This is a genomic window from Candidatus Clostridium eludens (assembly GCF_045310515.1).
Taxonomy (GTDB): domain Bacteria; phylum Bacillota; class Clostridia; order Clostridiales; family Clostridiaceae; genus Clostridium_B; species Clostridium_B eludens.
In genome coordinates, this window is sequence record NZ_JBJHZX010000002.1 from 89214 (window position 1) to 114461 (window position 25248).

At 31.4% G+C, this 25248-nt stretch carries 26 protein-coding genes; all 26 read right to left on the reverse strand.

Features of this window, described 5'->3' with window-relative positions; genetic code table 11:
- Positions 1 to 15: 15 nt before the first annotated feature.
- The 26 genes from ACJDU8_RS01860 to ACJDU8_RS01985 all read right to left on the reverse strand — a co-directional run bounded on the left by ACJDU8_RS01860 (position 16) and on the right by ACJDU8_RS01985 (position 24703).
- On the reverse strand, positions 16 to 1575 hold the full coding sequence (locus tag ACJDU8_RS01860) for a hypothetical protein (RefSeq protein ID WP_406790444.1): 1560 nt from the start codon (positions 1573 to 1575) through the stop codon (positions 16 to 18).
- 383 nt (positions 1576 to 1958) lie between these two features.
- Complete coding sequence (locus tag ACJDU8_RS01865; RefSeq protein ID WP_406790445.1) at positions 1959 to 2714, reverse strand: hypothetical protein; 756 nt, start codon at positions 2712 to 2714, stop codon at positions 1959 to 1961.
- A gap of 18 nt (positions 2715 to 2732) precedes the next feature.
- On the reverse strand, positions 2733 to 3599 hold the full coding sequence (locus ACJDU8_RS01870; RefSeq protein ID WP_406790446.1) for a tyrosine-type recombinase/integrase: 867 nt from the start codon (positions 3597 to 3599) through the stop codon (positions 2733 to 2735).
- Positions 3600 to 4669: 1070 nt separating this feature from the next.
- Positions 4670 to 5431, reverse strand: a complete 762-nt coding sequence (locus ACJDU8_RS01875) for a hypothetical protein (protein ID WP_406790447.1) — start codon at positions 5429 to 5431, stop codon at positions 4670 to 4672.
- A 719-nt stretch (positions 5432 to 6150) separates the two neighbouring features.
- Entirely contained in the window at positions 6151 to 6771 is a 621-nt protein-coding gene (locus ACJDU8_RS01880; protein ID WP_406790448.1) for a recombinase family protein, read from the reverse strand.
- A gap of 294 nt (positions 6772 to 7065) precedes the next feature.
- Positions 7066 to 7746, reverse strand: a complete 681-nt coding sequence (locus ACJDU8_RS01885; protein WP_406790449.1) for a hypothetical protein — start codon at positions 7744 to 7746, stop codon at positions 7066 to 7068.
- Between the two features lie 1712 nt (positions 7747 to 9458).
- On the reverse strand, positions 9459 to 10307 hold the full coding sequence (locus ACJDU8_RS01890; protein WP_406790450.1) for a hypothetical protein: 849 nt from the start codon (positions 10305 to 10307) through the stop codon (positions 9459 to 9461).
- A gap of 229 nt (positions 10308 to 10536) precedes the next feature.
- Positions 10537 to 10704, reverse strand: a complete 168-nt coding sequence (locus ACJDU8_RS01895) for a hypothetical protein (protein WP_406790451.1) — start codon at positions 10702 to 10704, stop codon at positions 10537 to 10539.
- A gap of 22 nt (positions 10705 to 10726) precedes the next feature.
- The gene (locus ACJDU8_RS01900; RefSeq protein ID WP_406790452.1) at positions 10727 to 11131 is read right to left on the reverse strand and encodes a hypothetical protein; all 405 of its coding nucleotides are present in this window, start codon (positions 11129 to 11131) and stop codon (positions 10727 to 10729) included.
- 299 nt (positions 11132 to 11430) lie between these two features.
- On the reverse strand, positions 11431 to 11736 hold the full coding sequence (locus tag ACJDU8_RS01905; RefSeq protein WP_406790453.1) for a DUF960 family protein: 306 nt from the start codon (positions 11734 to 11736) through the stop codon (positions 11431 to 11433).
- 281 nt (positions 11737 to 12017) lie between these two features.
- Positions 12018 to 12587 carry a X2-like carbohydrate binding domain-containing protein gene (locus ACJDU8_RS01910; RefSeq protein ID WP_406790454.1) on the reverse strand — a complete coding sequence of 190 codons (570 nt, stop codon included), beginning with the start codon at positions 12585 to 12587 and terminating at the stop codon, positions 12018 to 12020.
- Between the two features lie 119 nt (positions 12588 to 12706).
- Entirely contained in the window at positions 12707 to 12964 is a 258-nt protein-coding gene (locus tag ACJDU8_RS01915) for a hypothetical protein (protein WP_406790455.1), read from the reverse strand.
- 312 nt (positions 12965 to 13276) lie between these two features.
- Positions 13277 to 14707 (reverse strand): leucine-rich repeat domain-containing protein, encoded by a 1431-nt coding sequence (locus ACJDU8_RS01920; RefSeq protein ID WP_406790456.1) that lies wholly within the window; start codon positions 14705 to 14707, stop codon positions 13277 to 13279.
- 165 nt (positions 14708 to 14872) lie between these two features.
- On the reverse strand, positions 14873 to 15016 hold the full coding sequence (locus ACJDU8_RS01925; protein ID WP_406790457.1) for a hypothetical protein: 144 nt from the start codon (positions 15014 to 15016) through the stop codon (positions 14873 to 14875).
- A gap of 3 nt (positions 15017 to 15019) precedes the next feature.
- Positions 15020 to 15337, reverse strand: coding sequence for a hypothetical protein (locus ACJDU8_RS01930; RefSeq protein WP_406790458.1), 318 nt, complete (start codon positions 15335 to 15337; stop codon positions 15020 to 15022).
- A gap of 19 nt (positions 15338 to 15356) precedes the next feature.
- Positions 15357 to 15587 carry a hypothetical protein gene (locus tag ACJDU8_RS01935; RefSeq protein WP_406790459.1) on the reverse strand — a complete coding sequence of 77 codons (231 nt, stop codon included), beginning with the start codon at positions 15585 to 15587 and terminating at the stop codon, positions 15357 to 15359.
- Positions 15588 to 15760: 173 nt separating this feature from the next.
- A complete protein-coding gene (locus ACJDU8_RS01940) occupies positions 15761 to 16516 on the reverse strand; it encodes a PQQ-binding-like beta-propeller repeat protein (RefSeq protein ID WP_406790460.1) in 756 nt (251 codons plus the stop codon).
- 11 nt (positions 16517 to 16527) lie between these two features.
- On the reverse strand, positions 16528 to 16974 hold the full coding sequence (locus ACJDU8_RS01945; protein WP_406790461.1) for a hypothetical protein: 447 nt from the start codon (positions 16972 to 16974) through the stop codon (positions 16528 to 16530).
- Positions 16975 to 17152: 178 nt separating this feature from the next.
- The gene (locus ACJDU8_RS01950; protein WP_406790462.1) at positions 17153 to 17362 is read right to left on the reverse strand and encodes a hypothetical protein; all 210 of its coding nucleotides are present in this window, start codon (positions 17360 to 17362) and stop codon (positions 17153 to 17155) included.
- Positions 17363 to 18083: 721 nt separating this feature from the next.
- A complete protein-coding gene (locus ACJDU8_RS01955; protein WP_406790463.1) occupies positions 18084 to 18782 on the reverse strand; it encodes a PHP domain-containing protein in 699 nt (232 codons plus the stop codon).
- A gap of 149 nt (positions 18783 to 18931) precedes the next feature.
- On the reverse strand, positions 18932 to 20569 hold the full coding sequence (locus ACJDU8_RS01960; RefSeq protein WP_406790464.1) for a cell wall-binding repeat-containing protein: 1638 nt from the start codon (positions 20567 to 20569) through the stop codon (positions 18932 to 18934).
- A gap of 159 nt (positions 20570 to 20728) precedes the next feature.
- Positions 20729 to 21232 carry a cell wall-binding repeat-containing protein gene (locus ACJDU8_RS01965; protein WP_406790465.1) on the reverse strand — a complete coding sequence of 168 codons (504 nt, stop codon included), beginning with the start codon at positions 21230 to 21232 and terminating at the stop codon, positions 20729 to 20731.
- Positions 21233 to 21241: 9 nt separating this feature from the next.
- Positions 21242 to 22774 carry a WG repeat-containing protein gene (locus tag ACJDU8_RS01970; RefSeq protein WP_406790466.1) on the reverse strand — a complete coding sequence of 511 codons (1533 nt, stop codon included), beginning with the start codon at positions 22772 to 22774 and terminating at the stop codon, positions 21242 to 21244.
- 227 nt (positions 22775 to 23001) lie between these two features.
- Entirely contained in the window at positions 23002 to 23679 is a 678-nt protein-coding gene (locus ACJDU8_RS01975; protein ID WP_406790467.1) for a metallophosphoesterase family protein, read from the reverse strand.
- A gap of 13 nt (positions 23680 to 23692) precedes the next feature.
- Positions 23693 to 23869, reverse strand: a complete 177-nt coding sequence (locus tag ACJDU8_RS01980; RefSeq protein WP_406790468.1) for a hypothetical protein — start codon at positions 23867 to 23869, stop codon at positions 23693 to 23695.
- Positions 23870 to 24217: 348 nt separating this feature from the next.
- Positions 24218 to 24703, reverse strand: a complete 486-nt coding sequence (locus ACJDU8_RS01985) for a helix-turn-helix domain-containing protein (RefSeq protein ID WP_406790469.1) — start codon at positions 24701 to 24703, stop codon at positions 24218 to 24220.
- Positions 24704 to 25248 lie beyond the last annotated feature (545 nt).

Genomic DNA, 25248 nt, shown 5'->3' on the forward strand with positions numbered 1-25248 from the left:
GGTGTTAAGGTTTCACTAGTTTTGGCTAGTTGCTGCCGGTATATCAAATGCACTCGCGCTTACTGCTGTACCATTATCATATGATACTGAGTCAATTACACTCTGGTCTACTGTGGTTGCTGATACTGTTGGCACTGTTAATGTAACAACATCTCCATTAGTACTAATAGCTGTAGGAGTTACTGTTGTTGCTGTTCCTCCTCCTATTGATTGAATTACAGCAAAATCACTAATTGCTGGTGCTGTTGTTGGTGTCCCACTTAACGTTATTGTTACTGTTCCATTCACAGCACTTACTGACTCAACTGTTACTGGGGTTACTGTTGTAGCTGGTACATCAAACGCACTCGCGCTTACTACTGTACCATTATCATATGATACTGAATCAATTACACTCTGGTCTGCTGTGGTTGTTGATACTGTTGGCACTGTTAATGTAACAACATCTCCATTAGTACTAATAGCTGTAGGAGTTACTGTTGTTGCTGTTCCTCCTCCTATTGATTGAGTTACAGCAAAATCACTAATTGCTGGTGCTGTTGTTGGTGTCCCACTTAGCGTTATTGTTACTGTTCCATTCACAGCACTTACTGACTCAACTGTTGCTGGGGTTACTGTTGTTGCTGGTACATCAAATGCACTCCCACTTACTGCTGTACCACTATCATATGATACTGAATCAATTACATTCTGATCTGCTGTGGTTGATGATACTGTTGGTACTGTTAATGTAGCAATAGTATTTGTTGAATCCATTGTAACTGCTGTAGGTGTTACAGATATTACTCCTGCTGCTGTTGTCTGAGTTATAGCAAAATCTGAAACTGTTGGAACTGTAGTTAAAGCACTATTAAATGTCACCGTTACCGTACCATTCACAGCACTTACTGATTTGATGGTTACTTGAGTAGCTACTGGAGTTGTTTTTATAACGGCTATGATATTATCTAAATCGGTACTAACTTTTGCAAGGTTAGTTGCCTCTGCCTGTATGTCCACATCTTCTGTGTTAAGGTCTGTTATTAAATTCTCCCTATTCCTAGCTCTTTCATCTTTATTTACTGAAGCTTGGTCTTGTTTAACTGTCTTATTATCAGCACTAATAGCCTGTAAATCAGTATTAAGCGTAGCTGATAAAGTAGTTAGTTGTGATGTCTGGTCAGAGGTTAATGTTATTTTACCACGCTCAACTTCTCTCTCAAAATTTTTTATTTTACTTTCTTTGTTACTAATTTGCTGTAATAGCTTATTAATAGATTTCTCATCTCGGTTAACTTGAGATTGTTCAGAATTTACTTGTTTATTAGTGTTTTTTGTACTATCTGTAGTTGAACTGCTTTGAGTTGAATCACTTATAATAGCATCTAAAGCACTACTTAAACTATCGATATTACTGTCCCTGCTACTCTTATTACCCCTATTATTACTGTCGTAAGTATTACTTTCATAACTGCCATAAGCTTGTCGATTGTATCTACTATTATTCAATGTACCATGTGCAGCAGATACAGTGATTATTGGTGTAGAAAGCATACACGCTACTGCCATCAGAGCTATCATTTTTTTACTTTTCACTGAAAATCCCTCCATATATTTAATATATTATGAAAGATAACCCCTTTCAGGTTAACTTGACCAACTAGAAGTGATGTAGATTTTTATTTTAACGCAATACCAGTTATATTAACTCCTGCTACTTGAGTACCATATGTAACAATTGAAACATCTGTGTTTACAGGTTGATTTTTACTTTTCACTTCACCCCATAAACTTCCATGAAACTTATACTAATACATATATTATCTAGATTTTGTGGCAGTTTAGTGTCATATTTATGGCTTAATTGTTAATATTGCGTAAATTAATAAGTTATATCTAAAAAACTATAGTTAACCCAAAAGCTAATGTGTTATAAAAAAATAACAGTGGCTTTACTCACTGTTATTCATCAGATATTATTAAGCGTTTAGCATTTCCTTTACTCTATGGCTGTATCCGTACTTATTGAAGAATTCTATTAATGCTACTTCCAATATTTGCCTCTGTGTTACATTTTTTTCATCTGAATACTCTCTTAATAGAAATTTTAAGCTGCTCATCATTTGTGCCGATAGTACAGTTGCAATACCTGGAACCAAATATGTTGGTATTTTATTTGTTTGTAGTTGGAGTGTTAAGGTTTCTACTATCTTATCCTTATTGTTTTGAAGCATCTTTAGAAGTGGCATGAATTGATTAATATCCACTACTTCTTCCGTTGCACCTGATGTTTGCTTTGTGAGTGGTTTATCATTTTTGTCCTCTAACTTTCCTATCCTCATCACATAATTACCCAGCTCATTATTCCAAATGTAATTTTGATTTTTCATGTGTTCTGCCATTTCAATATGATTTCTAAAGCCTGCTTTCTTAGCAACTTCCATGGGGTCTTCTATTCCACTATTAAATAATTCTACTACTTTACCTATTCTTGTTCCTATTATCTTTACCTCGTTTAATCTATCTTCAAAAGTTCTCTTAGGTATTTCCACTTCATAATTTTTAGTTTTTTGATTCCATCTCCAGTTTCTCCTCTTCATGTGCATGTGTAAGCCTCTATAGTTCGTGTATCCAAGTTCTTTTGATAGTTCTTCCCTTGATTTGCCTTCCGTTAACCCTTTTAGAATTAGTTCCACCCTATCATCATATATTGGCTTACTTAATGATTCTGCCATTACATTTTCCCCCTTTTGCTATATTTCATTTACAGCTTGCCTTAAATCATTGGTGCTAGTATGAGTATATATTGATGTAACTCTTAGGTCTGAATGTCCTAACAGTTTTTGAATTCTAACTAAGTTTACGTTCTTTTGGACTAATCTTGAAGCAAAGCTATGTCTTATAATGTGTGCAGATACATGTTTGTCCCATTTGAGCTTTTTGACTGCCTCATTTATTTGCTTATTAATATACTGCGGTGAAATTCTTCCCGATTTGCTTGTTGCAAAGAAGTACTCACTACCATCGACTTTTAATCTTTTATTTTCTACATAGTCTATTAGAATTTCATACAGTTTATCACTAATTGGAATATCTCTATCTTTGTTTCCTTTACCACCAATCACATGAATTACTTTAGATTCAAAGTCTACATCTTTTAACCTTAAGTTAGTACACTCTGAAATTCTCATGCCTGTATAATATATTGAATTTACTGCCATTTTTACCAATTCGCTTTCTATTTCATTTACCAAAGAATTTACTTCCTCTTCAAGCAAATAAATTCTTTCCTTCCTCTTTACCTTGATTGGTTCAAGACTCAGTGCTATGTTTCTTTGGATCAATTCCTTCTTGTAGCAGAAGTTATAGAAAGACCTCAGTATATGATAGCTCCTACTTCTGGTTCCCTGGGATAACCCTTTAAGCAATTGACTACCTAAATATTCTTCAAGCTCACCTAATTTTACATCACTAAGATATGGAGGGTAATTGAATTTTACTTGTTGATGATTGTAAAACTTTTTCAACTCCCTCATATACCCTGCTATAGTTTCTTTGCTTTTTTCAGTATATGTTAGGTAGTCTTGAAACTGACTAATTGCTGATTTTAGAGGTGTCATAGTATCTCTTCCTTTCTTTATTTTCAAGTAATGCTTACATAATCATTACTTGATGCAAATATCTTATGTGTTACCATGCTGTACTGTTTACGCTTGCACCATATATTGCCACCGTTGAATGTTACCAATCATCACTAACGTACACTTTAGTACTTACAAGAATCACTGTAAAAAATTTATGTATTGGGCTATATTGTAAATACCCTTCCCTCAAAGTACCAAGCCTTACACTCAAAGTAAACCACTTGCAATAGTCTTTTTTCTCAACTCCTATTTCACCAAGTAACTCCCATCGTAATAAGTAATGTAGAAGATTGATCACTTCTTTTATTGGCCTGATTATGTACCTATCATTATCAAACATAATTCTTTCAATTTCATTTCTTCAAAACTTGAAGATGATGGTAACAGCAAATTCATTATAATGCAATAGAACCATATTTTCTTATTAAATTTTTTTACGAATATTAATTGATAACAATCCAATGATTTCTTTATCATTTAACCTTTAAATCATTCTTGATGCTGATTTTATTACTATATTATTAATAAAATAACAATACTACTAAGCTAAGCTACTGCTCAAAAACAAGCTATAAAGCATATCACGTTTATATTGAAAAAACTAACTATTAGGAGGCCACTGAAAAACTATCATTATTACTAAAATTATGACTTATAGACCGCATAATTGCGTGGTGATTTTTAAGTAAAATTAACTTTTTCAGTGGCCTCATTTTCAGGCAGCCTATTTTTGAAATTATACTGCCTATGCCATTTTATCTTTCTGACATGACCGCCTATAACTATTGCCTGAATATAAGTAAATATGCTTCCTTAATCCTTTCTTCCTCATACCTGAAATTAGAGACATAGTTACACCAAATTTCATAAGATACTCTAAACATTCTTACGTCTTTGAAAAGTTTCTCATCACTACTCCCTTTAATGGTTATCTATATGATAGCATTTATTGGTGGAGTCCTTGCAATCAAACAATAGTTTAGATCACCCTTCAATAGTTCCAATAAAAGCTTGTCTAAATTTATTTAATTAAATACTACTTTTTATTAGAATCTGTTACAGTATAGCATTGCAATTGTTGATTCAATAGGATAACCCAATGTTAATCCTGTAAACATAAGTTCTCCTATATTACTAGGATTTGCATAGTCATATTTATACCCACTTCCACCATCCTTAATTAGCTCTGATAGCTCCATATCTGACCTAGAAAGAACAAACTTCAAGCCTTCTTCAATGTTAATCCCACTTATCCTAGCAAAATCTCTGTATGTCCCAGCATATCTTTCTAAATTAAATACCTCTCCTACTTTTCCTTCGTTCGCCATACCAAGTATGAAATATCCCCTAAATGTATCTTCAGAATTATATCCATCAAGACTTTCTTTCAGTGGATGAAATTGAATGCTAGAATAAATCTTAGCTTTACAAATTTGATTTACATATCCATCAAGTATACTCATATTATTTAGTAGAACAAATCCTACTGGTTTTGATCCGTTGCAAACTGCCTCAACTATCCTATTATTAATGTGTATATAGCAATTTTCCCTTTCTATTATGTTGTAACTTCCACAGAGGTATAGATTTTGCCAACTTACCATTTCAGATCTAAAACTTATTTTTACGTCTTTAGGATACTTATATTTTCCCTGTACTTCTCCAGAGTCCAGAATCATAATCTCATATGTTTTCTTGTACTCCCTTAACCATGTCCCACACAATCCATTTCCATTTCTATCTCTATATTCACCTTTATGAAATTGTAGATTGCTTACCCAAGCATCTATAGGTTTTAGTCCATTCATAATATTAATCGCTCCTTTTTATAATTTAATTTTCACATTCCATTAAATCTACTGTTATTTTTCATACTTCAAACCTTTTAACTTCCTTATTACCAAAATTCTTAATATGAATACAGCTTCCGATGATAGCAAGAATCTGTTTTCTCAGTGCTGTGCTACTTGTTCTTTCTTACCTAGTGCTTTTGTTTCATTTAAATTACCTCCTCATAACATGATTTTTATGGTGTTTCGCTTTCAGCAATTATAGACTATCATGGTTCTAATGCACTCTTTTTGAAATTAAAGCAACTACGCCTATGTATGTTTGCTTAGGTAATTACCATTTTTATTAGACGTATAAAAATTATTTTGTTTCAGAAAAATAAAGAGCCTATCTGAAATAAGATAAACTCTCACCCTCCAATAGATCATCCATTTATGTTAGGTGATTTTTAAACTATTTCTAATATAATGTTCAGTTATAGCTTCATTTAAATTTCAATCTCAATTAATTAAGTTAGAATAAACATTATTGCCCTTTAATAGACAAAAAGATACAAGCAATAACATAATAAATGCTACTACTTGTATCCCTTGAACTCATTATCTACATCCATAAATTCTTACATATTTGTATAGGGTTGCTCTAATTGCATCTAATCCCTGATTAATTCTCTTGACTATCTTTTCTCTTTCCTGTTGTGCCATATATACTTTTAGAGTAGTGACTGTATCAATAATTAGGTAAAACAATAATCTTCTGAATATTTTCTTACTAGTTTATAAAATGTATTCTTTTTTAACCCTAATTCCTCCATAGCTACTACAGCAGTAATATCTCCTGCTCTCCATTTCTCATATACTGCTTTAAAATTACTTGGATATTGTACAGCTGGTCTGCCTATTCCTCTACCTCCATTTTTAGCTTTAAGGATTGCTATACCTTCTGCTTGTCTCTGTTTTATATTCTTACGCTCATTTTCAGCTACAAAGCTCAGTACCTGCAATACTAAATCACTTATGAAATTTCCGAGTAGATCTTTATTTTTAGTCGTATCTAACAAATCCATATCCAATACTTTTATGTCTGCTCTAATTTCTTTAGTGATAATATTCCACTCTTGCATGATTTCTTTGTAATTACGTCCGAATCTATCAAGTGATTTAATGTATAATAAATCTCCTTCACGTAGACATTGTTTTAATGCTTGATATTGCTGCCTACTAAAGTCCTTACCACTTGCCTTATCAATAAATATATCTCTTTCATTAATACCTAACTCCTGTATCTCTTTTATTTGTCTCTCAATATTTTGCTCTTTACTTGAAACTCTTACATAACCAAACATTTTATTATTCACAATAATAAACCTCCATCAATTAGTGGATGGATTGTAACGAACCCGTTTACAAAGGTCAAGTGGAATTTACAAGAATTTTCAATTTATTTTTATAACCTTTATAAACTTAAAAATATTAAATTTTTATGCAGCCCTAAAGGTACACCTTTAACAACTATATAACTTGTCATTAAATAGAATAATATATTAACCATAAATCTAAAATATTAATTATTTTTTACCTAGAATAAAACAACCACCTATAAAAAGTGATTGCCCTATCTTTAACCGACTTGTTATCAAATTGATTCAATATTATCCCAATATTTTCTTTACATAGCCAAATCTATCCTTATGTTTTCCTTCCAGCTGACGTGCCGAAATCAAATAATACAAGTACCCAACTGCCTTATGTGGGATATTTTCTTCTAAATACTTCATATGTTGTCTACAATATGGAGCAACAATTTTAATAAATTCTGAAAACTCATCCTGATCCAGGTCATCCTGAATTTCCACCTTTGCAGGTAATTTTAACATAAGATTATCTAATATTTTATTTTTCTTTCCTTTTTTAGCTATAGCTAAATCCAGGAGTTTGTTATAATGATCTAAATCACAATTTTTACTGTATATTACATTATGAAGCATGTCATCTAGGAAATACTCAAGTAGTTTATTAGTATTATTATTACAATTTGATTCGGCTGTTTTAATATTTATCTCTTTACTTCCTTCTGAAAGTGTTCGATTATAATCTACAATGGAAGATGCTACAGAATCAAAAGGACTTCTTATATAAATTTTAGTAGTTTCCGCAACTATATCACTGTGCATTATAAAGTCAATGTACTCCTTTAAAAAATCCTGTCGCTCCTTCTCAAGTTTTAACTCTGCAATACGACCCAACGGTTTATTATATAAATTATCATCCTTATCCATGAAGCAACGATAAATTATTTTGGTCATTTTCATTATTTGTTTTCTTATTTTCATAGCTTTCTCTCCAATTATTTATATTTTTTTGAAAGTATTTTATAGTAGACTAATTTTAAACTTTATACGTCCCTTTTTATTTTTCCATTCAAAACTTAATATTTTTTTCTTAAATTTATTTTCATCACTATTTACAATTCATTTTATTTTCTTCCACCCCTCCAATTTCAACAGATTTCACAGCAATTTTAAAAAAACCTAACATCTAATTTCTTAATTTACTATTTATATCTATAATGATTTTTTATTAGCCCAAAAATTTCTTAAATTTAGGATTTTAATTAAGGAACAGGTGCTATCCGTATGATGTCTCTCAGCATAATAAAGTTAGTATCAATCATAGGAAAGCAACATGTATTTCTTGCAAACTAAATCCTTAACTTTTACAGGATAAACCTCTCATATTACTTAATCCAGCAGCTCCTTGACCCATGCCAATTCTCACTATTTCTTATAGCAATCATGTCTTCATGTAAAGCTACTCCTAATGAAAGAAATACCTTTTCATCACTAGTCATATGAAAGTTTTACCATTTAAAACAGAATTCAAATTTTCCAATTTATTTATCAACAAGCCCATAAAATGACTTAAAATACATTTAAATTCTTGATATGCCAACACACGTACACTTTTTTTAAGATGCTTTTAATTTTTTCACTAGCTATATTGAAGTTATCTAATTATAGTTAATTTGATTAATACGCCAATATCCAGCTTAATGCCTTGAATTTTTAAACAAGCCTTTTATAAGCTTCCAAAAATATAGTTCCTCCATAAATGCATTAATTTTAGAGACACAAAAAAGCAGGTATATACAACCCACCTCATGTACATCTAAATATCCATGTCAATTAAACTTACTTCCAACTTTTTAGAACTTCATCAGCCTATAAAGATGTATACCCTTTTTTCACCTTTTATAAAACTTTGTTTTTCTATAAAAAATCAAACTTCATATGCCTATCAGTATGCCTATATTCATTTCACATCCTCCTGTTAAAAGACTACCTTAATTCACTTTCCTAATAAAAAATATTCCAGGCATATTTTCAAATTTACTTTATCCTGAAATTCATTTATATAGTACATTCTAGACTTTACTTTCACTGCTTACATATAAACCTGCTTACATTCATGCTACATTAGACTTTTTTCATATCAACACATACCTTGAAGTTATTGATTTATCTTTATTAAAAGCTTATAAATATATAAATTTCCTTCATTTTTACCATCTTCTAAAAACCCCTTCTGGTTTTGTTTTTATTTTCTTACCCTTACTCACACACCATATTCATAAAACCTAACGTGGTGACCCTCTGGTTCATTTTTAAACACCATTTATACCCTCAACCTAATCAAATAAACCTATAATAAATCCTATTAAATCTATATATTAATAAACACCTTCATCCTACTATGAAGATTATACTTTTAAAATAACAGTATAATTGCTTTGAATGTCTAATGGCAGTTATCTATTACAAATAAAAAATATATGTACATTACATATTAGGTATGTATGTGGATTTATTCATAAACTCCAAATTTATATTAAAGAGTAATCCCAAAGCCCCCAAATGTTGTTATACTGGAACTGACAGTATATACTATAGGCCTGACTATCCATAAAATTCTAATAAAAGGCAAGAAAAAAGGACTGCTCTATATTTCTATCTATACAACAGTCCTTAAAAAATATATCAATTGGTCATTTCTTTTTAGTATTTCTGTTAGTGGTCAATTTATTCTCATTAACCTGTTCTTTTGGTTGATTATCCTTTTTATTTTTTTCCGTACTATCATGGATTATAGTAGTATCATCAGATGTTCCACCTAAAGCTTTAGATTCGGCTATAGTATGAACACTGTCATCTATAACATCTGCTCTGTCTGACTTCTCAACAGGAGTAATTGCTTCATCATTTTTAGATTCAACTGCTTTTACTTCTGTATTAATATTAGATAAGCCCTGCTTGGGGTGTAAATTATTCTTGTTATGAACAGGTAAGTTATGCATATTCTCTATGTTAGCACCATTTAAATTTTGTTTAGATTCTACTGCCCCATCTTGAGTTGTTTTTTCCAATTTAATTACTCTACTTGTTTTGTCTTCAAAAGTTACACCATGGCATATCTCTATTTTCTGATCTAACATTTTTACGCCAGCTACATAGCCAATCTCCATGAGCATCTTTAAATGTTCAATAGCAACTGTCACCCTGGCACACTTATTTGAGACAATCTCATATAAATTGCCATTGTCCGTTTGAATGACCCTAACTACTGCATACATACAATTTGCCATGCTGCTGCTAGGAAACAAAGTACGAAATTTCCCCACGCCACTCTTCACCATAAGATTTGACATATTAAAACTTTCCCTGTCCAATTCAACTTCACCATTAACCAACTTAAGACCATTTACCTGCCCACAAGATATTAGAGCTTTGACTTCTTTGGGCGTCACTTCCAAAAATTCATGACTCATTTCATCATATAGAGTATACCCAGCAATTCTTGTCATGCCTAAATCAATACGGCTTACGACTGTCTTCATGTAAACAAACCTTCTTTCCTTAATATTTTTTAACTTTTCAACTGTGCAGGGATTCTAACGCAATTAACATAGTTATGCAATAGCAGTTTTGCTAAAACTATAAAAATATATTTTGAACAAAAATAAAGAGCTTGCAAGCTTTACAAACTCTCTATCTTAAACTAATTTCACCAAACGCCATATCTTTTAAAATGAGTACCCTACTAATATCTCATGTACACTAAATTTCCTATATTAATTTAGAAGTACTTTTTATGCTATTTTCTTTAATTCTTATTTTATCTTTAATATCCTGTAAGTCAGGCTCAAAAGAATCTCTATCTATTAGATAATCAATTGCCAAGCTCATATCCTCTAAATTCAAAGTACTACCTACATTAAATCCCACTACGGTCATCCCAAAACATCTCCCTTTTCATCTACTCTACTTTTTTATAGCCATTCTTACATGCACACTCCTCACACAATGTCTCTAACCAGCCATTTTTCTCGCAAAGGCTGCCTATTTTTCCACATTCATCACAAATCGTATCTGATTTATCTTCATATTTTGATATTATATGGTACACTTCTTTTATACTTGATAATGCATCAAACCTTAACCCTCCATATTTCTCCCGTATCTGGTCAATTTTAAATTCAGAAATATCAACATTATTTTCTTTATAAATGTTTTCTATTTTTTCTATCAGTTCAATAATGAGATCATGCCAGCCACATCCGTATTCATTAGCTGTATTGACCAATTGATTCCATATGTGGTTATCCATATTAATAAATGAGTATTTTTCTTTTAGTGTTTCCTCAATATGCTTAAATTTCATCTTAATGTCCCCTTTTAGTAAATTCAGTCTTACATTTATTAAATTCTACATCCATACTACTACTCTTCTATATTTTATATGCAATTTAAAATGTTATTTCGCACCTACCAAAGTACCTTTTATAGCTCTATTCTATGATCTATAGATACACAATTCCTACCTATCTCCAAATAGTAAGCCTATAATTTTATTATTCTATGGAAGACTGCTATTATATTTGTTCTCATTTCTCTAATTATTTTTTAATTTTAAGTACAAAATAAAAGATACCCTGAATCATCAAGATATCCCATATAAACTTAATATTCTTCTGCAAGCATCATTATTGAATGGTGTCCATCATCAATAATATAGATCTTGGCATTTATAGTGTTTTCCGTAAAATACCTATGTATTTTCTTATAGGGTGGTTTTTCTTGTGTATGTTCAATCTCCTGCAAGTTTTTTCTACCAAACTTGGTACGCAATATAAATATCTGCAAATAATCTTTTTTATCAACTTCCATTTCGTCAATCAAGTCCCACAGCAACAAGAAAGTTACTGGATTTTGTTTATTGATGTTCTGCTCAATTCCTCGAGTTATATACCTGTCATTCTGGAACATTTTTACACATCCTTTTCTTCTAAATTCAAAACACAACCTAGAAAATGATGGTAAAACAAAATTCACAGAAATTCAATACTTAAATTTACTAAATTCATAAAAATTTAGTAAATTTCAAACAGTACTGGTTTTAACAATTTATTTACTCTCCATTCTTTATACCACATTTAAGCCTATATTTCATGCACAGATTTAAGTCATACTTTTTTTCAATTGTGACATAACCAAGAGTGCCTACAAATTTACTCTGAGGCACTTTTGGTTGTTTACAGAACTAACTATTAAGAAGCACTTACTATTGTGTAAGTAGCTCCATCACTGGTAGTTACCTTAATTACATTTGATGAAGTAGCATTAAGTATTGTTAATGTTGTTCCACTAACGCTATAATCTGTACCAGATGTTAATGTTGTTCCATCTTTTGTTACAGAAGTAACGGTTACTCCACTTGGAATGGTTGCAGTAGCATAAGCTTGTCCAAATGCACTGGTGAAAGTTCCAGTTAAAGTTGTTTGAGGAACATTCATTACTGATGTACAACTTGCTTCTATATTTGAATATATCGTAGCTGCTGTTGCTGTAGGATTCGCATTCCATTGAGCATTCGCATCTGATGCTTTATATATTTTACCTCCTACTTCATAACCATAGTTCCCCATATTTGCTATAAGATCAAAAAGGGTTGATTTATTAAGTAGTATGCTACCTATACTTCCTTTATCCGTAACAGGCGTAGTAGATATATTATATATATCACCATCTTTTGCATAAACAACTCCACCTAAAGAAGTTGCAATTATTGTAGCTATTGCAATCTTTGACAATCCCATACATACTTTTTTACTTATCATATATAGTTCCTCCTTGTATATTCATTTACAAAAAAATAATAATTACTATACTATTCTACAATAAGTACAAATATCCTCTATTTTTTTTATATTTTCGCTAATATTTAATTATATAATAATCAACTTCTTACATACCTGCTTGTAGCTATTGATATATTCAAATTCATACCAATTATATTTAAAATTATATCCATTGCTGATTCTAGTAGAGGATCCTTTATGATTACAATATCACGGATCTCTTTAAACAAACCAGTCATAAATACAATAGCGCAAGTTCTTACTAATCCTAATCGTTTTTGGAGTGCAGCAATGATAATTATTGGTAATATAATATGTAATAATTTATGCCACTGAAAAAGTATTTGTAAATTCAAAGCTCTCGCCCCCTAGTACTTTTATATTCTAACCGATTAGTGGTGATTATTACATAAAAATTACATTAATTTTTTTAGATTTTTTTGTGTCCTATGCCAAAAAATAAATACATACACATTGTGTTTCCAATGCGACATAAATTATTATAAATACTATTTTACATTATACATATCATCTTTTATATTCATAACTTCTAAATTGTGATACTACAAAAAAAATTCTTTTATTGTGCCATAATCAACAAGCTTAAATTTAAAATAGCCTACAATTTAATTTATTACAAACTTTCTTTAACCATTAACAATTTATTTTTAATAGGCAATCGCCTCATTAACAGCACAATTAGGCAAAGTATTTTTAAAATATTGTATGTCATCATCACTTATTTGATTATCTAGTAAATTAAGAAATCGTAAATTAGTTGCAACTAGTGGATTTTGTATCAACTCTTTTAGAACACTTATATCGTTAATTTTATTGCAACTTAAATCGATGTATTGCAATTTAGTCAACTCACTTAACGCATTTATATTACTTATTTGATTACTAAATAAATTAAGATATCGTAACTTAGTTAATCCACTTAATGCATTTATATCACTTATTTGGTTACCAGATAAATTAAGATATTGTAACTTAGTTAATCCACTTAATGCACTTATATCACTTATTTGATTGAGAGTTGGATTGTAATTTAGTGGCAATGCACCACCATATGGAGTATAACCCAAATCAAGTGTTTGTAAATTAGTTAAATTCTCAATTCCACTAATATCCTGTATTCCTTTATTTTCAGCTGTTAATGTAGTTATTGTCTCAACATCACTTTTATAAATATCACCAGTAGGCTTATTTATTGTATCTCTTACTGCTTGTTCTAAATTTTTGTCTTTCAATGTTACTATCGAATTATTGTTACTACTACTTATAGTTAAAGTTAGCGCAACATTACTACTATATCCACTAACCGTCCCATTGAAAGTAAATGTACCTACCTGGCTTGTATTAACCTGTTTATCCCATGAAATAGATACATTTTCTGTGCTTCCATCACTCATAATGGCTTGTACAGTAGTTGGCAAACTATAGCTATCATTTTGATTTACAGTTACAATTATATTGCCTATCGTACTTATAGTAGGAGAAGTCGGATTTGTTGTGCCAATTGATGAATTATTGATTACTGTATAAACAGTGCCATCACTGGTAGTTACCTTAATTACGTTTGATGAAGTAGCATTAAGTATTGTTAATGTTGTTCCACTAAGACTGTAATTTGTAGATGGTACTTTTGTTCCGTCTGATGTTATAGAAGTGACAGCTACTCCAGCTGGAAGGGTTATAGTAACATAACTTTGTCCAAATGCAGAGTTGAAGTTTCCAGTTAAAGTTGTTTGTGGAGTATAACTTGTTGGTGTAGCATTTGCTTCTATAGCTGAATATATCGTAGCTGCTGATGCTGTAGGATTCGCATTCCATTGAGCATTCGCATCTGATGCTTTATATATTTTACCCCCTGCTTCATATCCATAGTTACTCATATTTACTACAAGATCAAGAAGAGATGACTTATTAAGTACTATGTTACCTATGCCACCTTCATTTGTAACTGAAGTAGAAGGTGCTACAGGTAATTTGTATATATCACCATCTTTTGCATGAACAACTTCTCCTAAAGAAGTTACAATTATTGTAGCTATTGCAATTTTCGACAACCCCATATATACTTTTTTATTCATCATTCAGTATCCCCCTTATATATTCATTTACAAAAAGTAATAATTATCATAAATTATTCTATAATAATCGCAAATATCCTCTATTTTTTTACATCTTTGCTACTTTCCTAAGTGATTCTGAGTTTGCTAAGTCCCCTGGGCTTGGATATTTAATCCCCGGGCATAAATCTATTGCGCCTTTGTCATAGCTTCTATTTGTTGTTCCTCTGCTGCTGTAATATACCCCTTAGAAACGGCATTGTTTAAATTTGTTACTGTAAAATTAGGATTCATTGTCCAGCAAGTTACAAAATAATTATATAAAGGACTCATATTTTACACCCCCAATAACATATTTATAGCTGCTTGCGATTGTAATAATCCATTTTGTAAATCTGCAATTTGCTGTTCTTGAGTTTCGGGGCGAGACGTATAAACATAACTAAAGGTTTGTGTTGAAGGATTATAATGTAATTGATAATCCATGTTTACTTTTGTAGTATCAGGTGTTGGAATACTATCCACATAAAATCCATTAGTTAGTCCATTTGGGGGTACTCCATTTACAGGATCATTGGGAACGTAATTTATATAAGTAACCAAACTGTCCGTTTCAGAAATTGCTTGAGTTTTTACGAATATGTTATTTGCCATTTTTTATCAACCTCCTAAATTATGCTGTTATATTAATAGAATCCCATATCTTTGCAACATTGTTATAAGCTGTTCCATTATAAGAATAAACTAAACTAGATAGTAAGTTTAAATCTTTATTGTAATACACTGAATCAAAAGACATTGCATAACCTAGCGTTAAATTATAAAGAATAACTCCTGATAAACTTACTTTTAAAATCAATGCACTTCCACTAACATAAGCTATTACTCCATCAGATGCAAACATACAAACCGCACTTGTATTATATAATCCATGCACAACAGACCATAATAGTGTTTTCGTTGCTAAATTGTAACAATATAAATATGTTGTATCTAATGAGTAATAAACATTGTTAGCATAATCTATTCTAGTCCCAATGTTACCCACTGTTGTGGAAGATATAAGATTTCCTGTAGTTAAATCATACTTATATGCTTGTTGAGATGCGGGAGCACCTCCTGTAAAATAAAAACTATAGTTATTATAAGATTAGACATCCCATAAGTTCCATTTGAATAAATTTGTATACTAGTTATCGCTGTATAAGTAGTAGTTCCTGTTAATTGTATTGATTCATAATAGCAGAAAGCACCATTGTTATTATAATAAACTGCATAAAGGAAGCTACCTACAACTCTTATATAACCAGTCTGTGCTGAACTATATAGGGCTTTACTCCAAGCGATTGAACCATCAGCTATCTTAATTTTATAAAGATAATTTTGTGTAAGAACATATACATAACCATCTCCGACTGAATATGCATTTAGAGGAATTCCTATTAAAACAGCTGATGTTGCTACTATTGCTCCTGATGATTTATTTAAAATAGCAACTGTTTGACTTGATGATGGAACATAACCCATATATATATAAGTACTATCTTCACCAATAACATTTTCAAGTACGTTTGTTGTGTCGTGAAAACTAAAGGTTTGTAGTAAAGCTGTTTTTTGCAAAGTATTTTGCATTTTCAAAGTATCTCCAGCACCATATTTCTTTCCTACAGGTGCTAAATTTAAAACTTTGCTTATTAAAGTTTGCACCGTATCAGACATAGAAGCACTTTGACCTTGTGTTATAAGGTTGTTAACTAGATTCCTTTTGTCGGATGGTTTCATTCCACTATCAGGTGTTGGTCTTACAATCCCTGAACCATTAAAACAATTCATTTAAGTCCCTCCTAGAAGTCGCAACCAAAACAAGTAATAGCATATCCTGCCGCGACTGTTGTACCTAATGAAACATATATTTTTTGCCCTGTTGCTAGATAAGGTGGGATTTCTCCACTTCCAGCATTATCATAGTTTGTTGGAAGTAATTTTATATCACTTGTTTGAGATGGAGAACTTGTGTTTGCTGTAGTAGCTGCCAATGCAACTTCATCAACAAGACTAAAATTAGTTGCTGCTGTTCCTAATCCATCATTTACAAATATTCTCAGCACTGTAGTGACGTTTGTTCCTAATGCCCTTACTTTTATTCCATCAAGTTTGCTACCATTTGTACCTGCTGTAAAAAGAACTGCCCCTGCTGTAGTTGGTGCTGTTAAGCTTGTATCTGCTGTCGTTAATGTTACCTTCCCTATATTTTGATTTTGAGCATAAGGTGGTAAATAAGTTTTTGCCATATTACATCGTACCTCCCGTATTTTTATACATATACATTATTGCTCCTGCGCCACCCATAGTTGTTAAAACTCCATTAGCATCTGTTACTGTTGTTATTCCATCTGGCATTACATGAGCCAAATGGGATTGTGTCGCTTTATCTGCCTAATAAGTACTTCGATAATAGTAAACTGGGTACTATTTCTTAATTCTAAGTACTCCTACTAAAAAAGTTATCTCATCCAGATAATTTTTATTGATTTTATTCTTACCACCATATAAATCAGCCCTCATTTCTTTAAAACAACGAGATAACAATCTATCATGTTGCTTTGAATAATCACGTTCTTTATCACCCTTTATATGGTTTATAACTAAATTGTTATACTCAGTAACAGCACTTATCACTCGAGTAGATGCCACCAACATCAAATTATTATATGCATGATTATGAGCACATTTTCATGAGGTCGTTCTCCTAAACAATAGTATTTTTTCTAGCAAATTAACATTATCTCAGAATGACCTTATTTTTCATGTCTTTTTATTTTCATATTTTGGATAATCAACACTCATGATTTCAGACAACTATTGAGATTACAACTGAATGAAATAATAGACCATAAGTTATAGAATTCATACTTCAAGCCTGTTATTAGTACAAAAACTTTGTCAATCCCTCGTTTCCCACCTTTTACCATTACCAATTCTATATTTTTAAAATTCCCAAAACTTAATTTCAATTTTTTACTCAATTTTTAAACTTTAAAATTTGATCAACTGTACCAGCATTTTTTCCTTCATGCTCTATCCTTTTTTTCTTAATGTTACTCCTCATTTTTGATTAGATATTTTATTTAAATTAATTGCCTATAATTTAATTACAGCAATTTTAAAATTTATATTATTGATGATTCACCACTAACTGTTTATTTTTTTTAATAGCTGTATACATCAAGAATCACCTTAATAAAACTATTACGTTTATTAAGGTGATTCTTGATGTCCATCCTTCTTAATTTATAATGACTTAACTAAATCATTCTTATCAAAGTATTTTTATTTATTAAACAATCTTCTTTAATTGGAAGTAGCCTTAAGTATACCTTCAATTCAAGCATTTAATATATCATATAATAATTCGATTTAACGTCTCGGCAACCCGATTTGCTTCATATAATCTACCAAATTCGTAATTATTTAGATCATGTGTATCAGAACCTACAGAAATATTTATTTTATAGTCTCTTATTAAATCAATTAAAAAATGTATATTATTATTCTGTTGTATAATAATATCATCAAAAAACTCATACATGGAATTTGAATTAATTTCCCAAAATATATTGTTCTTTGACAAGAACTTCGTTATATTAACTAATCCTCCATGATTATTTGCTAATTTAAGTAGATTGGTATGTGCTAATCCCAATCTGCATGTAAACTTCTGTAAATACACTTCTATATTATTTACAGGTATTCGAGGAGCTAAATTTTCAAGACATTCTATAAGAACATAATCCAGTACTTTTAAAGCTTTAAACGGTATATTTTCAACGTACTTCAAACACTCAAAAATTGAAATCTCAATTCCAATTAACACCTTTATCCTGTTCTTATAATATGTTTTCAGTCCAAGCAGTTCCTTCATATAAGAATCAACTTGAGTAAATTTGACTGAAAGATACTTATTTGTTTGTAGGTGGTCAGTTATGCCTATAGTACTAATATTATGTTTGATTGCATTTTCTATTATTTCCTTAGTAGTATTGATTCCATCTGACCATAGACTATGATTGTGTAAATCTATGAGAGATTCCTTAAACATATAAACTATACCTCATTATCTCCTAATATTCTTCTATTACACCATAATACTAATGTTATTTAACCTTGGCATATAAGCCCTATACAGCTTCCCATAATATTACTATAGCTAAATATCAAAAATACAACTAATACTCAGTATTGTTCTTACTATAAGCTAGGTGGTATTGTCATTCCTGGTGTATTGTCTGATGGATCTGATGGATAATAGGTTGGCTCATTTGTTTTATTTCCATCATTGTTTTCTGCATTATTATCTGTCTCTGTAGAGTTATTTTCTACCTTTGGTTGTTCGCTAAGTTCATATTTTACAGTACATTTTGGATAGGAACTACTCCACGAGTGATCGTTGGAGAGAAATTCATCTGTTACATTAAAATAAGTATGATCAGGAGTTACGTCAAAAGACCCATTAGTGTTAGTAAGATCCGAATACACATCTAATTGGTAGTAATCTCCATTAATCTTAACCATGCTCCACTTATAATCATCCCTCCAGACAACGCCATCTTTTATTCTACCAGTTACAATTTGCGATTCAATTCCTACTTTGTCTAATAATAAATTCATAGCTTCAGTAACTCCATTATCCCCTCCCTCACCTTTCAGCAATACACTTTCAGCCGTATCAGAAGGATCAGTATCACCAACACTATGTAGGCCATTATCGCCATAATTGTACGTTGCGTTCTCAATTATATAATCATGCAATGCTAACTCTTTTTCAAAATCAGACATACCTGGCTTAATGACCTCATCAATTATTTCATCTGCCATTAAATCTGTTGTAAGTGGCTGTCTATCCACTGCTACACCCTGTGCTTCATCAAATACACGATCATTGACATTCCTAAGATTGCCTATTACAATTACATTGGTACTTGACGTCTTATTCTCAACAATATATTTTGCCAAACTATCCGTTAAGTCAGTGTCTACTAAAATAACAGGTGATTGTGTTTTAGCAGCCAGTACTGAACCCACCAAAGCATCAGAAAAATCATTTCCAGTTGCTATATATACTTTATTAAATTTCAAATTTGACCTGAATTGATTCAATACTGCTAAGTTTGTTTCGTATCTATCTTTCCCTGCTAATCTCGTAGGATTGGGTACTTCACTTTCAATTGAACCATCTAATGCACCAGTACCACCCACTATATATGTCTTTGTTATTTCATTACTACTTATGTAACTTTCAGCTTCTGGAAACAATCCATTCTTGCTACTTAATATAATTGGCATACCTTGCTGTGCTGCTATGGATGATATACTTAACGCATCTGGAAAATTGTCTCCCGAAGTTACTACTATTGATGGTGACTTATCCAGTTTCTGTGCTATTAATACAGAAGTTTCATATCTATCAGCTCCACCTATTCTTTCAGCACTAACACCTGCATTCCCCAATTCTTCTTTTATACTGTCCGATATTACCCCCGTACCACCTATTATTATTGCTTTTGTGGCGTTAAGCCTTTCAATTTCAGTTAATGTAGCAGAACCAAGATAACATGATGCATATGAGCCTGTCATTAAAATAGGTGCATTAAGTTTTTTAGCAAGTGGTCCGGCACATAACGCATCCGGAAAATCCGAACCTGACACTATTATCACTGTATCTGATTGAGTCCAACCAGCTTGCGATATTAGAGTTGCAGTAGTATCATTACGCCATCCCCCTGAAATTCTCGTTTTAACAGTATCCGCATTAACAATAGATATTGCACCTAATGTTAACACTGATGTCATTATAATTATTAATACTTTTTGTTTTAAGCTTATCATTTACTAACTCCCACCCCTTACACTTTGTTACTTTATATATTTTTTTTATTACACTGTTGTAAGAATGTAATAAAATTCAAATTTGAATAATACAATGCCCAAGTAAATTATTGCCCTAATTGATAGGTCACTAGAGTAAGTTTTCCTATGGTTTATTATTTAGTTAGTGACTACACCTTTATCCACCACAGCACTGCCTCCAAATATATATGCTTTATTTATTGGATCTCCACTTAGATATTTTATCGTATCTTCTGAAGCACCAGCATGGCTCACTATAACTAATGGTATATCTAATTTTGATGATAATACTGCTCCAGTCAAAGCATCAGGAAAGTTCTCCCCAGAGGCAATTGCTATATCTTTATACCCGGTATCTGGTCTAAAGTACTTAAGTATCTCAAGGCCTGTAGCATACCTATCTTGACCTGCTAGGCGAGTTATGTTTATTCCAAGTGCCTGCAATTGTCTTTCAACTTGTTCTGAAACTACACCAGTACCACCTGCAATAATTACATTTTTGATTCCCCAACTTTTTAGTGATTGTAGTGTATCTGTCCTTAAACTATCTTTATCTGTAAATAGTATTGGCATTGTTTTCTTCGCTGAAAATGGTGACATATCCAAGGCATCTGGAAAATCTTGTCCATTTACTAATGTCACAGTATCGAACTATTTTATTTTTCTTACCTCTTCTCCAACATTTACTGCTGTATCATATAAACCTGTTCCACCTATTCTTACAACATTGTATTTTTGTTTTAATTCATTATCTATATTTTGTGATATAGTTGTGTCACTCCCAAGTATATACACATTCTTTGCCTGAAGTCTTGCTATTTCTGCACTAACACTACTATCAAGTTTATCTGAAGGAGTTATTAATACAGGTGCATTCTTTAAATATGCAAAGCTTGAACCTACTAATGCATCGGGATAATTCTCCCCACTAGTAAGTATCACATTGCCACACTGATTCCATCCTTTTTGACTTATAGCTACTGATGTTTCATATCTATCGTTCCCTGCCAGTCTTACTGTGTTGCTAGCCTTAATGGCATTGGCAGATATATCTTGAGAAGTAAGAGGATTTTTAATAATACCCAGTTTTTCACCCTGCTTAACAAAAGCTACACCTTCATTAAAATCATACGCTTTAGAATACTGAATAGGTATTGCCACATTCCCAGTTTTATCTATATAACCACACTGATTATTAAAGCTCACTATAGCCAATCCCTCGCTAAAGTTATCTGTGAAACTGTATTGGGGCTTTAAGATATCTTTACCGGTTTTATCTATGTATTTATATTTTTCTATTACAACTGAATCAGCACTAAATACCGAACCTGATTTAGGATATACGGATGGAAGTTTTACTTTAGCCAAACCATCCTCAAAGTTCTCTGCATCTTCATATTTACACGGTATAACCTCCTTACCAGTGTTATCTATATAGCCAAATAATCCTCCATTCTCTACTTTTGCCATACCATTATGAAATCGATATATATAATCATATTTATAAGGTAAAACCACTCTACCTGTTTTATCAATTAAGCCATATTTCATTAAACCCAATTCGCTGTTTGATATCTCATATACAGATGCTAAACCCTCGCTGAAAGACTCTGCTCCATCATATTGATAAGGTATGGCCACCTTTCCTGTCTTATCTATAAAACCAGCTTTGCGATTTTCATTCCAATCTAAAGCCAAACCATCCTTAAAATCGTAATCTACGCCATATTCAACCTTAAAGGCTAACTTACCTGTTTTATCTATACACATATCAGCTCTACCTGGTAAACTAACTCTAGCCAGACCTTCACTGAAAGTTTCAGCCATATCATACTGAAGAGGTATAACTTCATTACCACTTTTGTTTATATAACCCCACTTACCATTTAATAATACAGCAGCTAACCCCTCGCTAAAAGGTTGTGCTCTATCGTACTTTGGTTGTATTACCTCATTACCAGTTTTATCTATATACCCCCATTTTCCATTAATTGAAACCATAGCTAATCCTTCATGAAACACGTTATACGTTTCTGTTCCTGATACATCATAATTCTTGTCCAGCCATATAACTTCATTTTCCACTCCTTCAGCTTTTACTATTAAAGGAACTGCACTCATACCTGCTATCAATACAAAATTTAATACTAATGACACAATTCTAATCCTTATTACTTTTTTCATTAATGTTCCTCCCTTTTTATAAATATACATCCTGTCAAGAAACAATCCATATATTCCATATATTTCACTAGTTTTATTATAATACCGCCTTACCTATAAAGCAATATTGACTTATAAGTAATGTATTTTTTTGAATAGATAGATAAGTTCTTCCTGAAAACATCATTTAAACAATAATTAAGTGCAGCCAATACATTAAATTACTGGCTGCACTCTATACCTTTATCTTAATTTAAAATCACTTCCACACAGGAATTAGAATCTGTATGAAAAATCACCCCTCTTACAGCTCCTTTCATACAAGCACAATTTATTACAGTAGTTTTATTTAATCTTTTAGTCCCAAAATCCTCATGGACATGTCCACATATAAACAGTTTAGGTTCATCTGTGATTATCTTTTTTCTTATTGCTAAACTGCCAAAATTATGGCCACTATCTCCTTCATCAAGGATGCCAAAAATAGGCTGGTGGGCAACTACATATTTACCCCTCATGTCGATATTTTCTAGATATGTACCTAACTCCAATTCAGTACATTCCCTGTCAATTTGGTAAAATTGAATGTACATTTTTTCAAGAGGTACAAACCGAGTCTCAATGCCAGCTTTATATGCATTGGGTAGAAAATTCATATCGTCCTCATCAGGAGTAAACACATCATGATTACCTCTAATGTAATAAACCTGTTTATTTGAGATTTTCATAATCAAAGACTTAAAACATTCATAATCATCCATTTGCTGCTCTGCTAATTCTAAAATATTTGACCCTCTATGGTCTTTAGCAATATCACCGGCAAAGATTACCACGTCAATATCATATCTACTATTTATAAAGTCTACTATCTTCTGTAGCTCCTTAAACCTGCCATGTATATCAGAAGTACACCATATCTTCATCATGCCACCCTCTGTATTATTCCATCCAAAACTTTACAAACTCAATATCTCTATCTGTTATCTTCCTGTTTTCCTTCTTGGCACAATTACTTACATCAAGTATTGTCATCTCATAAGCTGTCAATTCCTCTTTGTTCGCTTTTTTTCTCTCCAATTCTTGAATCCTCTCCATTATTTCTTGATCTGTCATCAAAACTACTCCTCCTATATAAACAATTAACTATTTTTAACTACTTTGAGTTACTTTTGAAGAATTGTAACACAATTAATTGATTTATAAAATACCTTTCATTAAATTTTTCAATACAAAATTCTGATATTTTATAAAACCAATAGCCAAAATCTTATTACATTTTTATGCTGCAACTATCTTCTAACCTCTCTATTCTTATTTAAAATTAAGTATGCTTTTTTAAGTTCAATATTTACAAACGTGAATGCACATTCTGCAAAATTTAGGTTCTAACTACACTCTACCTTGATATATGCCTTCCTTCTCAACTCTCAGATGCACTTTTTTTCAAGCCCACAAGACCACACCTTATGTCAACCTATTGTTTACACCTATCTTTTTTATACGTTTATAAAGGGCTTGTCTACTTATACCCAATTCTTTTGCTGTCCTAGCTTTATTACCATTGTTTCTATTTAAACATTCTAAAGTTTCTCTGCATTTACTGATGTCCCTAGCTTTAGCTATTTCATCCATATACTTCTTATAACATTCACGTAATTTCTCGTTATATATTTGCTGTAGCTTTATTCCTTTACTCTCAAGGTCTCTATTCTCAGCTTCTAGCGATCTAATTCTTTTACTTAACTTGATAAATATCTGCTCCTTTTCTTTTTCAAGGTCATGATTGTATTCTCCTAATCTATTTCTTTCAGATTCTAATTCCATAATCCCCATTAGTAAATTTGAATTTTTACATTTTATCCATTCATTTTCTTCTCTTAAATCTGCTCTCTCATTCATTAGCTCAACTACATCTTTTTTATAATGTTCTAATTCCTCTTTCAATGTCATAATAAATCCTCCCTATTGATACAAATTATACAATATAATATATGGAATGTTTATATATATGCACTTATATTGTAAACAGAGGATTTACATATACATTAATCATGTTTTATATCATCTAACATATATTATATACGTATCATAAGTGTCAACCTACTGTTTACACACCAACCTATCAATGATGATTTACACATGACAAGTCTTACAATTTATAAGCTTTCATAGAATATTCAACTATTATATCTGTTATCTTATATTTCTCCTTATACCAAATCATCTAAAATGGTGCATTCACTACATGGTTTCTATTACCAATGAAGAACTCAAAATACCGGGCACCAAGTCTCTTTAATTTCTTTATTAGCACAACATTATAAATAATGTCCTACAATCCAACTCCTTAATCCTAAAAATAGCAACATGGAAGCAGTCTTAATATACTAATTAAAGTATACCTTATTAAATAATGTTAGCTAAATGATTAGCTCATATTATATGAATCAATGAAGATTATATAATATGCTCCATGGAATGTTATTTTACAAAGT